Below are 12,521 nucleotides of genomic sequence, written 5' to 3' on the forward strand. Positions count from 1 at the left end.
GGCTCAGCCTTTGGGCGCATGCGCGCTCGGCGCTGCGTTGGTTTCGAGACTCAGCCCCGGCGAGGCAACGGGCCTCGCGACGAAGGGACCCTCCAACATATCATCGCGCGGGCCAGCCAGCCCAGGCCAGAAGCAGGCATCGCGCGTGCCGCAGCGCGAGAGCATCAGGGCCACCGCGATATCACTCGGATCACGGTCGGCCAGTGGCTGGAAGATGGCCTCGGCGCGCGCCCAATCGGCCTCCAGCAGGGCCTCGAGACCCTCCTCATAGCGCGCAATGGCCTCAAGCCGTTCTGGCGGGAGCATCCGATCGCGTCGATCGATCAGCTCGAAGACCTCCAATTTGCGTGCGCCGCTGCTCAGCGGCAGCACATCGAGCCGGCGCGTCCAGTAATGGTCGGCGATCTGCTGCCGAGTCTCGCCGCTGATGATGATCCGCGTACCATAGCGGCGATTCAATTGATGGAGATCCCAGCCCAAGGCGACGTTGTCACCGATGGCCGTCCAGCTCATGCGTTGACGCGAGCCGATCGCACCAACGATAGCGCGGCCATGATGCACTGAGAACAGATTGAGCGGCGGTGCCGGCTCGCCCGGCGCCAGGGATTTAGCCCAGTCCGCGTGCAAGGCGGTCTCGGCATCGCGGCACGCGAGCACGGCGCGACAGGCACGCTCCACGCTGTCTTCAACGGCCACCGGTGCGCCCCAGAAGGCGAGGATGCTCTCGCCGAGGAAGTTATCGATGGTGCCCTTATGGCGCAAGATGGTATTGGTGAAGAGATCGAGCTGACGCGCCAGCAGTTCGGTGATGCGCGCAGGCGGCAGCGCCTCGCAGAGGCTCGCGAGATCCGAAGCGCCGGTAAACAGGAGCGTCAGCTCGCGCACCTCGGCCTCTGGCTCGGCGCGCTTGCCGGACTGGATCAACCGTCGCCCGACATCGATGGGGACGAATTTTTCCAATGAGCGCAGGCCCTGGCTCATCTTCCACAGGGCCTCGTCCATGGCCTTGATCTCGGCAAAGCGCGAGGGCACCCGCTTGACATCAGCGAAACGGAACTCGCGAATCAACTCGGTGTTAAGAACCAGACGCTTGAGGGGCTGAAACAGCCGCAGGGCTAGGAAGGAGACGGCAATGGCCGCCGCCAGCAGCAAGATCAGCGAGATCGCCGCCGCCTCGCTGAACAGCCGCCGCGCGGCTTCGAGTAGCGAAGCCTCGGGCACCACAATCATCAGCTCCCAGTCGTCGCCTACTGCAGACGAAAATGCCTGCCGTTGCGCCAGATAACGCTGCCCATCGGTTTGCGACAAGCTGTACTCAACGCGGTTGATCGCCGAGATCCGCGGCGACTCCGCGCCCTGCAGAGAAACACCCTGCAGATCCGCGCCCTGCTGATAAGCCTCGACCAGCCAGGCGGTGCCGAGGTCATCAACCCGCGGCAGCCCCGGATCGACGCCAGTTCCGGCTCGTCCCGCTCCCTGGCGAAGCTGAAGGCTCTGTGGAAAAGCGATCAACTGCCGATCCGCGCCGACAATCAGCGCGATACCACCACGGGCGATGCGCTGCTCGCTCAGCAGGCGCGATAGGCTAGTCAGCGAGATGTCGACACCGACGACGCCGACAAGGCTCCCATCCTGCTGGCGCACCGCCACCGCCGCTGTGATCCCTGGCCCGCCGTCATCCGCAAACTGATAGACCGGCGACCATTGCAAGCCTTGAGCAGCAACGGCCTGGCGATACCAGTCGCGTCTGCGTGGATCATAGTTGGCTTCACCATTGATCCGGGCGATGGGTACAAAGTCAGGATCACGATAGATCAGCCGCTCGGTCGCGGATTGTGCCCCCCCCTCCTCCCTGGCTCCACGACGAATCAACCGCGTCATCGATTGCGGCGAGCTACGAACCTGAATGAAGTCGCCTTCAGGACCGGCGACATAGATGGATTCGAGCTGCGGCATTAAGGTCAGCTGCCGGCCGAACAGTCGAAACAGCGCTTGATGATCGTCAAGACCCCGCTCGTCAAGGATCAGCGCATTGATCTCGGCCACATCCCGCGCCGCCTCGAACAGCTGGGAGGTCTCCGCAATGACCTTGGCCGACATCTCGGACAGGATGTCTGCTGAGAGATCGAGCGCCACCCGGGTCGCATGTCGATAGGTATTGACCGAGACGGCAAACACCGTCACGCCCAACAGGCCAACGAAGAGCGCGACGAAAGCAACCTTGTAGCTACGGATCAACGCGCACCCCCACTCGGATCGCTAGACAGAGGGCGGCTATAAGCAGCAGCCGCATCCTGATGTTGTCCAGTCAGATAGGAGCGCCGCACATCAACCAGTGCCCGACCGCTGAGGGCGGTACGACCAACCAACATGCGAAACCGCATGCTGTCGCGATCGGTCAGCGTCAGCTCGATCGGCCAGCGCTGCCCTGCGACCTCAAGCGTGGCTGCGATCACCGGCCGCTCCTCGCGATGACCGCCGGAGTCGGTGACACAGCGCCGATCGAGGAGTGGTGCGGCGCAGCGGACCACCAGATCATCTCGACCCTGGACGGGATGCACCGCAAAGCGTACCCAGTCGGCGCCGTCCTGGGTGAAGCGCTCGACCTGGAACGCATGCAACGCCGAGGTGCGCGCCCCGGTGTCCACCTTGGCCTTGATCAGCGGCAGCCCGAGTTCGGGCAGACCGACCCACTCGCGCCAGCCAAGGGTCACCAGGGCATCAGCCATTAGGCACCACTCATGAACATGTTCAACATCAGCTTGTTGAGACGACCGACGAACGCCGACGGATCATCGAGCTGACCACCTTCGGAGAGGATAGCCTGATCGAGCATGATCATGCCGAGATCATCGAAGCGACCCTGATCGGATTCCGACTCTAGGCGGCGCACCATCGGATGCTCAAGGTTGATCTCCAACGTCGGCTTCATGCTCGGCGCATCCTGACCCACGGCCTTCAATACCCGCGCTAAGTTCGCACTCATGTCGTGCTCGCCGACGACGATACAGGCGGGCGAATCGACCAGCCGGGTCGACACCCGCACCGCCTCGACCCGATCACCCAGTGAGTCCTTGAGCCGCTTGAGCAGGTCTCCGTGCTCCTTCTCGGCCTTTTCGGCCTTCTCTTTCTCCTCCTTATCCGCCAGATCGCCAAGGTCGAGCTTGCCCTTGGTCACCGACTGCAGATGCTTCTCCTTGTACTCATGCAGGTTGTTGACCAGCCATTCGTCGACCCGATCGGACAGCAGCAGCACCTCGACGCCCTTCTTGCGGAACACCTCCAGATGCGGGCTGTGGCGTGCCGCCGCCGGGCTATCAGCGGTAATGTAGTAGATGTCCTTCTGGCCGTCCTTCATACGCTCGATATAGTCATCGAGCGAGACGGTCTGCTCGTCGTTGTCGTTGTGGGTACTGGCAAAGCGCAGCAGGGCGCCGATGCGCTCGCGATTGGCGAAGTCCTCCGCTGGCCCTTCCTTGAGCACCTTGCCGAACTCCTTCCAGAATTCCTGATACTTCTCCGGCTCATCCTTGGCCATGGTCTCGAGCAGGCTGAGGATGCGCTTGGTGTTAGCACCGCGGATGGTGTCGATCTTGCGGTTGTGCTGCAGGATCTCGCGCGAGACGTTGAGCGGCAGGTCGTCGGAGTCGACGATGCCTTTGACGAAGCGCAGCCAGTGCGGCATCAGCTTGTCGGCCTCATCCATGATGAAGACCCGGCGCACATAAAGCTTGACGCCGTGCTTCTGCTCGCGGTCCCACATATCCCAGGGCGCGCGCTTGGGCAGGAACAGCAGCGTGGTGTACTCGTTGGTGCCCTCGACCCGATTATGCGCCCAGGCCAGCGGCTCATCGAAGTCGTGCGAGATGTGCTTGTAGAACTCCTTGTAATCGTCATCCGACAGCTCGGACTTGTTGCGCATCCAGAGCGCGGTGCCGCGGTTGACCTGCTCCAACTCCGGCTCGGCGTCCTTGTCCTTCTTCTCGTCGTCCTCACTGCCGTAGTCTTCCTTGACCATCTCGATCGGCATCGCGATGTGATCGGAGAACTTGCTGATCACGCTGCGCACGCGCCAGCCGTCGAGAAATTCCTTCTCGTCCTCTTTCAGATGCAAGATCACATCGGTACCGCGGCCTGATTTCTCGATGGTCTCGAGCGTGAAGCTACCGCGACCATCGGACTCCCAGCGCACGCCATGCTCCGCCGTGAGGCCGGCGCGGCGTGAGACCAGGGTCACCTTGTCGGCAACGATATAGGCCGAGTAGAAACCAACGCCAAACTGGCCGATCAGGGCGTTGTCGGTGGTCTGGCCCTCGGACATCGCTTCGAGGTAGCGGCGGGTGCCGGAGCTGGCGATGCTACCGATGGTATCCACCACCTCTTGGCGGCTGAGGCCGATGCCATTGTCGGAGACGGTGATGGTGCCAGCCTCCTTATCGACGCTGACCCGGACCCGCAGCTCGGGGTCGTCTTCGAGCAGGGCCTCGTCGGTCAGCGACTCGAAACGCAGCTTCTCAGCGGCGTCGGAGGCGTTGGAGATCAGCTCGCGGAGGAAGATCTCCTTGTTCGAGTAGAGCGAGCGGATCACCAGGTCGAGGACTTGGCTCACCTCGGCCTTGAACTCGAGGGTTTCCTTATGCGCATCAACGGTCATGGGTGTCGATCACCTGTCGTCGTAGGGTTGAGAGTCGTCGAAGACCGAGCTGTCAGCGCCCGGCGCTTCTGTAATTTGATCGGTCGCGGGCCGGCCGCACTGGTTACAATTGCGTTTGCCAAGCCTCGCCGGCGCCGCTGTGGTAGAGGCAAACCAACTCAAAATCAAGGGTTATGTCGATGCAAGCACCTGTCATGAGCACCACGCCGTTCGATGGTCAAAAGCCAGGCACCTCTGGGCTGCGCAAAAAGGTCACCACCTTCCAGCAGCCGCATTACTTGGAAAATTTCGTCCAAGCCATCTTCGATACCCAAACCAAGCTCAACGGCGGCATCCTAGCGCTTGGCGGCGACGGTCGCTTCTACAACCGCGAGGCCATCCAGATCATCCTGCGCATGGCAGCGGCCAATGGCGTGGCGCGCGTCTTGGTCGGTCAGGGCGGCATCCTATCGACACCGGCGGCATCTTGCATCATCCGCAAGTACCAAACCCAGGGCGGCATCATCCTCTCGGCCAGTCATAACCCCGGCGGGCCAGATGAAGACTTCGGCATCAAGTTCAATATCGATGCCGGCGGCCCAGCGCCAGAGTCGGTCACCAACGCCATCTATGACCGTACCAAGACGATCGATCAGTACCGGATCATCGAGGCCGACCCGGTTGATCTCGACCAGATTGGCGAATCCAAGCTCGGCGCGATGATCGTCCAGGTGATCGACCCGGTCGCCGACTATGCCGAGCTGATGGCCAGCCTGTTCGACTTCGATGCCATCCGTCAACTGTTCCGCTCGGGCAGCTTCCGCATGCGCTTCGATGCGATGCACGCGGTCACCGGCCCTTATGCCGTCGAGATCCTCGAGCATCAGCTCGGCGCCGAGCCAGGCACGGTGATGAACGGCGTCCCCCTCGAAGACTTCGGCGGCGGTCATCCAGACCCGAATCTGGCCCATGCGCAGGCGCTGGTCGCGCTCACGCAAGGACCGGACGGCTTGGATTTTGGCGCGGCCTCTGATGGTGATGGCGATCGTAACATGGTGCTCGGGCGTGATTTCTTCGTCACCCCCAGCGATAGCCTCGCGGTGCTTGCCGCCAACGCCCAGATCGCGCCCGGCTACAAGAATGGCATCGCTGGGGTCGCACGCTCGATGCCCACCAGCCAGGCCCCGGATCGTGTCGCCGAAGCCCTCGGCGTCAACTGCTTCGAGACCCCGACCGGCTGGAAATTCTTCGGCAACCTGCTCGACGCCGGCAAGATCACCCTCTGCGGCGAGGAGAGCTTCGGCACCGGCTCCGATCATGTCCGCGAGAAGGATGGTCTCTGGGCGGTGCTGTTCTGGCTCAACCTGCTCGCCGTCAAGCGCCAATCGGTCGCTGAGATCGTTCGCGATCACTGGCGCCGATTCGGGCGTAACTACTACACCCGACACGACTACGAAGGCATCGACAGTGAGGCCGCCGAGGGTCTGGTCAACCATCTGCGCATCCTGCTGCCGAGCCTGCCTGGGCAACAGCTCGGCGCGTTCAAGGTCGCCTTCGCCGATGATTTCGCCTACACCGACCCGATCGACGGCAGCGTCGCCGAGCAGCAGGGTATTCGCATCGGCTTCGAGTGCGGCTCACGCATCGTGCTACGACTGTCTGGTACCGGCACCCAGGGCGCCACACTGCGCGTCTATATCGAGCAATATGAGGCCGATAGCGCTGGCCATGATCGCCCCGTGCAAGAGGCGCTCGCACCACTGATCCTAATCGCCCGCGAACTGGCGCAGATCGAGGCGCGTACCGGCCGCGCTGAGCCAGACGTGATGACCTGAACAGCCAATGACAATGACCGCTGAGCCAAGATCGCGCCCACCTCTGATTGGATCGCCAAATTGGGTCGCCTAATTGGGTCACCTGGAACAGGCGCGGCGGAGCAGCCACAGCCATCGAACGCCAGACGCTAATCTACAGAGCGCGACAACCACGAGAAAAGGTCATCGACTCGGGGTTGTGGTGCGGCAGCAGTGGTCCCATACTCCAGGTCGTCGGCGACGCATTTTTTGCATCCCGCCATGATTAACATCAATCGCGCCTGTCGCGAGGAGCACATCGACATGAAGCTGCGTACTGCAACCCTAGCTACCGCTCTAATCTTTGGCCTGACCCTGATCCTCGGCGCCGGCACCGCTGTCGCGGGCGACGGCAAGAGCTGCGGCGGCAAGAAGAAAGATGGTGAAAGCGCCGCGGTGGTGATGCCCGCTCAGCCGCGCGCCTGAGCCTGATCCGCTCCGGACGCCGCCCGCGTGCGTTCAAACGCTCAGCGTCAGGACTAGGGCTTACTGACTTGGTGCGGTGCCGATGCTGACGCCGTAGCACAAGCCGAAAGCCGCTGCGACGGCAAAGCGGGTGCTCAGGTCCACAGCATCGAGGACTCAGTCTAACAGCCCGTCCAACATGGCCCTGCTCGGGAAACCGGCAGGGCCATCTTTGTGTACGATCGCCCTTCGATGAGCCAATCGCCCAAGATTGAGCCGATCGCCCAAGATTGAGCCGATCGCCCAGAATGGGGTTGATCAATGCCCGTCGAGCATCAACTCAGCCTCGTAATAGCCATTAGTGCCCGCGACACCTGCCAACGATCGGTTAAACCGATCGCCATGATCTAAACAATCCATTTGGATGCTCGCGGTTTTTACCCCATTCTGTGGGCTGAGCGAGACGAAAGCCCGCTCGAACCCTCTTTCCTCGTTCCACTCAACCACGCACGGAGTATCCCTGATGCTGCAAGACCGCACCGGCCAGAAAGTCCCGAACGTCACCTTCCGCACCCGCACCGATCACGACTGGAAGGACATCACCACCGATGACCTGTTCAAGGGCAAGACCGTTGTCGTCTTCTCCCTGCCCGGCGCCTTCACGCCAACCTGCTCCTCGACCCATGTGCCGCGCTATAACCAGCTGGCACCGGCCCTGAAGGCCGCGGGCGTCGACGACATCATCTGCATGTCGGTCAACGACGGCTTCGTGATGAATGCTTGGAAGGATGACGAAAACGCTGAGAACCTGACCTTCATCCCGGACGGTAATGGCGAGTTCACCGACGGCATGGGCCTGCTGGTCGACAAGGACGACCTCGGCTTTGGCAAGCGCTCCTGGCGCTACTCGATGCTGGTGAAGGACGGCACCATCGAGAAGATGTTCATCGAGCCAGAGGAGCCGGGCGACCCCTTCCACGTCTCCGACGCCGACACCATGCTCGAGTACATCGCGCCGAACGCCGCCAAGCCGGCCGACATCACCGTCTTCACGCGTCCCGGCTGCCCGTTCTGCGCCAAGGCCAAGGCCATGCTGAGCGATGCCGGCATGCAGTTCGAAGAACTGGTGCTGAACAAGGACTACACCGAAGAGACCCTGCGCGCCGTCGCCGCCGCGACCAGCGTGCCGCAGATCTTCATCAACGGCACCAAGATCGGTGGCTCCGACGACCTCGAGAAGTGGATGGCCAGCCGCTAAGCGTGACCTGACCGAGGTAAGCGCCCAGCGTCATCGCCGACGCTGGGCTTGAGACCGACAGCCGCTGGTGCTTCTGCCTAGCGGCTGTTTCGTTTGGACTGCACTCAAATAGGCAATTCTCATGGACAAACACTTTGATCTCATCGCCATCGGTGGCGGCAGCGGCGGACTGGCCGTTGCCGAAAAGGCCGCGGCCTACGGCAAACGCACCGCCATCGTCGAATCCAAGCTGATCGGCGGCACCTGTGTCAACGTCGGCTGTGTGCCGAAGAAGCTGATGTGGTACGCCTCCGAGATCGCCCAAGCGGTGCGCGACGCACCCGAGCTTGGCGTCAACGCCGAGATCAGCTCGATCGACTGGCCAACGCTGGTCAAAGGCCGCGAGGGCATGATCGACGGCATCCGCAACTACTGGAACGGATACGTCGAACAACTCGGCATCACCCTGCTACAGGGCGCCGCGCGCTTCGTCGACAACAAGACCATCGAGGTCAACGGCGAGCAGTACACCGCCGATCACATCGCCATCGCCACCGGTGGCCAGCCGATCGTGCCGCCGGTGCCGGGTCATGAGCTAGGCATCACCTCCGATGGCTTCTTCCAGCTCGATCAGGCGCCGAAGCGGGTCTGTGTGATCGGCGGTGGCTACATCGGCGTCGAACTGGCCGGCATCCTCAACTCGCTCGGCTCCGAGGTCACCATCGTCGCGCTGGAGCCGAAGGTGCTCGAGACCTTCGATCCGCTGATCAGCGAGACGGTGAAGCACAACCTGGAGCACGAGGGGATCAAGCTGAACCTGCCCTTCGCGGTCGGCTCACTGGAGCAGCGCGAGGATGGCATCGCCGTGATCGATCGGGACGGCAACGCGCTGACCGGCTTCGACACCGCGCTCTGGGCGGTGGGCCGCCGCGCCAACACCGCCGGACTCAACCTCGAGGCCACCGAGATCGAGCATCTCCCCAACGGCGTCATCCCGACCGATGCCTATCAGAACACCAACGTGCCTGGCGTCTATGCGCTCGGCGACATCACCGGCCGCGCGCCGCTGACCCCGGTCGCCATCGCCGCCGGGCGCCGGCTCGGCGATCGGCTGTTCAACAACCAGCCCGACCGGCATCTCGACTACGAGAACATCCCAACGGTCGTCTTCGCGCATCCGCCCGTCGGCTCGGTCGGCATGACCGAGGCCAAGGCGCGCGAGACCGGCGAGAAGGTGACCATCTACCAGACCACCTTCACGCCGATGAAATACGCGCTCAACAAGCGCGAGCCACGCACCGCGATGAAGCTGGTCTGCCTGGGCGAGCACGAGCGCGTGGTTGGCATCCACATGGTCGGCGATGGCGTCGACGAGATGCTGCAAGGCTTCGCCGTGGCGGTGAAACTGGGCGCGACCAAGGAAGACTTCGATAACACGGTCGCCATCCATCCGGTTAGCGCCGAAGAGTTGGTGACGCTGAAGGAGCCGTATACTGGCGACTAACAGGCCTGCTGTATCGGCGCTGCTCGGCGCGAATCGACGCGATCGATGCGGATCAACGATCGACGCCCCTAGGAGATGAAGCAGCTGGTTTAGGGCAAAGGCCATCGACTGCTTCGACAACGCCTCGCGTCGCGAGGCGTTTTTCGTTGTTGATCCGAGAGTGGTTTGCGCCTAGCTTGAACAGGCTTGATCTTTTAGGATAATCGGTCATCCAATATGAAATTCCCCTACGGCACCGCTGATTTCCACGCCATTCGCTGCGAGGGCTACTACTACGCCGATCGCACTGACCGCATCCGCACGCTGGAAGAAGCGGGCAAGCAGTTGCTGTTTCTGCGTCCACGCCGCTTCGGCAAGACCGCCTGGCTGACCACGCTGGAAAACTACTACGACCTCGCCCGTGCCGCGGAATTCGACGCGCTATTTGGGCCACTGGCCATCGGCCAGAACCCCACCGCGCGGCACAATCAGTACTTCGTGCTGCGCTGGGACTTCTCGATGGTCGATGCCAGCGGCAATCTGGCCGAGATTCGCCAGGCGCTGCATGATCATCTCAACAGCCGAGCGCGCGCCTTTTTCGCGCGGTATCGCGGTCAACTCGGCGACTTGCCGCTGAGTCTGCAACCGGAAAACGGGGTAGTCGCGCTCGAATCCATCATCAGCGCGGCCCGTGCCCAGGGCCATGATCTCTACCTGCTGATCGACGAGTACGACAACTTCGCCAACGAGCTGATGCACGGGCGCCGCGCCGATTATGACGCCCTGGTCTCCGGCGAGGGCCTGCTGAAAACCGTCTTCAAGTCGGTCAAATCCCTGGCCTCCGGCCAGGGCATCGATCGGGTGTTCATCACTGGGGTCTCGCCGGTGGTGCTGGCCGACATCTCCAGCGGCTATAACGTCTCCGAGAACATCAGCTTGGATGCGCGCTTCATCGATCTCTGCGGCTTCAGCGAGGGCGAAATCGCCGCCGTGCTGAACCAGCTCGGCGTCGAGCAACAGCGCGATCCCGCCTGGTCCACCCGCATGCTCGAGACCATGCGGATCTGGTACAACGGCTACCGCTTCGGCTATGAGCCCGGCCCTGGGCTCTACAATCCCACCCTGGCGCTGTACTTCTTCAAGGCCTTGGCCACCACCGGCGCGCCGCCGCGCGAGATGCTCGATAGCAACCTGGCCATGGATCGCAACCGCATCGACTTCGTCGCCCGCCAGCCGCATGGGGAGGAACTCATCGGTGCCGCGCTTGATCCCGAGCACCCGCCGGTGATCGCCAGCCTGGCGCACCGCTTTGGTGTCGAAGATCTGCGTCGCGCACCCAGGGATGCGCCTTATCTCGGCTCCTTGCTGTACTTTCTTGGCGCGCTGACGCTTCGGGATCAGGATGCGATGGGGCGCCTGATACTAGGCGTCCCCAACTTGGTCATTCGGAAACTTTACGTTGAGAAGTTCCGCGACCAGCGCTTTCCCAACTACCCGGAGCGGGAGGGTCTGCGCGCTGCTGCCGAAGGTCTTTACACCAGCGGCGAGCTTGCCCCCTTGGTCGAGGTGCTGGAAGCCAACCACCTGCGCGTCTTCGACAACCGCGACTATCGCTGGTCCAATGAGCTGACCGTCAAGACCGTCTTTCTCATCGCCCTGTTTGCCGACATTTTCTACGTCATGGATTCGGAGACCGCCATCGCGCGCGGCCATGCTGATCTGTCGCTAATCGTGCGCGAGGAGATGCGCCGCTTTGCGCTGCTCGATCACCTGTTCGAGTTCAAATACCTGAGCCTTCAGGATCTCGGCGAGACAGCAGAGACCCTGCGCGCGCAGTCGCGCGAGGCGCTCATGGCCCAGCCCAAGGTCGCCGCCTGCCTGGATGCGGCCGAAGCCCAGCTGGCCCGCCACCGCCGCGGCCTGGAGCAGGCCTATGGTGAGCGCTTGCGGCTGCAGACCCATGCCGTGGTCGCGCTTGGCTTTGAGCGCCTGGTGTGGCGGAGCTCCTCGGCAGCGCCGGCGTTAGCTGATAGCGGTTAGCCGTTTTAGCCGTTATCCGTTAGTAAGGTCGATGCACAGATGCTTGAGCCGGCAGAGCCAAGGTCTGGACGGCAGCTGTTCTATACTCTCCGCAGTCCTTGCTGCTCGCTGATCCACCATGAAATTCCCCTACGGCACCGCTGATTTCCACGCCATTCGCTGCGAGGGCTACTACTACGCCGATCGCACCGACCGCATCCGCACGCTGGAAGAAGCGGGCAAGCAGCTGCTGTTTCTGCGTCCACGCCGCTTCGGCAAGACCGCCTGGCTCACGACGCTGGAGAACTACTACGACCTCGCCCGTGCCGCGGAATTTGACGCGCTGTTTGGGCCACTGGCCATCGGTCAGAATCCCACCGCGCGGCGCAACCAGTACTTCGTGCTGCGCTGGGACTTCTCCATGGTCGATGCCAGCGGCAATCTGGCCGAGATTCGCCAGGCCTTGCACGATCACCTCAATAGCCAAGCCAAAGGCTTTTTGCTGCATTACCGCACCCAGCTTGGCAGAACCGATTTCGGTGCCTCAGAGTTTGGGTTGCGTGAAGACAATGGCCTGGTCGCTCTGACATCAGTTGTCAATGCCGCGCGGGCGAGCGGCCATGATCTCTACCTGCTGATCGACGAGTACGACAACTTCGCCAACGAGCTGATGCACGGGCGCCGCGCCGATTATGACGCCCTGGTCTCCGGCGAAGGCCTGCTCAAGACCCTCTTTAAGGCGGTCAAATCCCTGGCTTCTGGCCAAGGCATCGACCGGGTCTTCATCACCGGTGTCTCACCGGTGGTGCTGGCCGACATCTCCAGCGGCTATAACGTCTCCGAGAACATCAGCTTGGATGCGCGCTTCATCGATCTCTGCGGCTTCAGCGA

Annotated in this window: 9 protein-coding genes; 6 read left to right on the plus strand and 3 right to left on the minus strand. The window is 62.5% G+C overall.

Annotated elements, in window-relative coordinates:
* Positions 1–3: 3 nt before the first annotated feature.
* From VBE63_RS01100 to htpG, 3 genes are read right to left on the minus strand one after another with little or no spacing between them, the layout of a single operon-like run.
* Positions 4–2,238 carry a cache domain-containing protein gene (locus VBE63_RS01100; RefSeq protein ID WP_323681137.1) on the minus strand — a complete coding sequence of 745 codons (2,235 nt, stop codon included), beginning with the start codon at positions 2,236–2,238 and terminating at the stop codon, positions 4–6.
* Entirely contained in the window at positions 2,235–2,729 is a 495-nt protein-coding gene (locus VBE63_RS01105; RefSeq protein WP_323681138.1) for an ATP-dependent zinc protease, read from the minus strand. The genes VBE63_RS01100 and VBE63_RS01105 overlap by 4 nt, the downstream gene beginning before the upstream one ends.
* Positions 2,729–4,654: a molecular chaperone HtpG gene (htpG, locus tag VBE63_RS01110; RefSeq protein WP_323681139.1), complete on the minus strand. Its 1,926-nt coding sequence runs from the start codon at positions 4,652–4,654 to the stop codon at positions 2,729–2,731. Before htpG ends, VBE63_RS01105 begins: the two co-directional genes overlap by 1 nt.
* A 179-nt stretch (positions 4,655–4,833) precedes the next feature.
* On the opposite strand from htpG, the gene VBE63_RS01115 reads away from it, so the two are divergent.
* The 6 genes from VBE63_RS01115 to VBE63_RS01140 form a co-directional block, all read left to right on the plus strand.
* Complete coding sequence (locus tag VBE63_RS01115; RefSeq protein ID WP_323681140.1) at positions 4,834–6,468, plus strand: alpha-D-glucose phosphate-specific phosphoglucomutase; 1,635 nt, start codon at positions 4,834–4,836, stop codon at positions 6,466–6,468.
* Between the two features lie 240 nt (positions 6,469–6,708).
* Positions 6,709–6,912 carry a hypothetical protein gene (locus VBE63_RS01120; protein WP_323681141.1) on the plus strand — a complete coding sequence of 68 codons (204 nt, stop codon included), beginning with the start codon at positions 6,709–6,711 and terminating at the stop codon, positions 6,910–6,912.
* 502 nt (positions 6,913–7,414) lie between these two features.
* Positions 7,415–8,149 (plus strand): glutathione peroxidase, encoded by a 735-nt coding sequence (locus VBE63_RS01125; RefSeq protein WP_323681142.1) that lies wholly within the window; start codon positions 7,415–7,417, stop codon positions 8,147–8,149.
* Positions 8,150–8,270: 121 nt separating this feature from the next.
* A complete protein-coding gene (gorA, locus tag VBE63_RS01130) occupies positions 8,271–9,632 on the plus strand; it encodes a glutathione-disulfide reductase (RefSeq protein ID WP_323681143.1) in 1,362 nt (453 codons plus the stop codon).
* Between the two features lie 216 nt (positions 9,633–9,848).
* Positions 9,849–11,651, plus strand: coding sequence for an AAA family ATPase (locus VBE63_RS01135; protein ID WP_323681144.1), 1,803 nt, complete (start codon positions 9,849–9,851; stop codon positions 11,649–11,651).
* 118 nt (positions 11,652–11,769) lie between these two features.
* Positions 11,770–12,521 (plus strand): AAA family ATPase (locus tag VBE63_RS01140; protein ID WP_323681145.1); only part of this gene is annotated, 752 nt, incomplete at its 3' end.

Source organism: Lamprobacter sp., from assembly GCF_034860625.1.
Taxonomy (GTDB): domain Bacteria; phylum Pseudomonadota; class Gammaproteobacteria; order Chromatiales; family Chromatiaceae; genus Lamprobacter.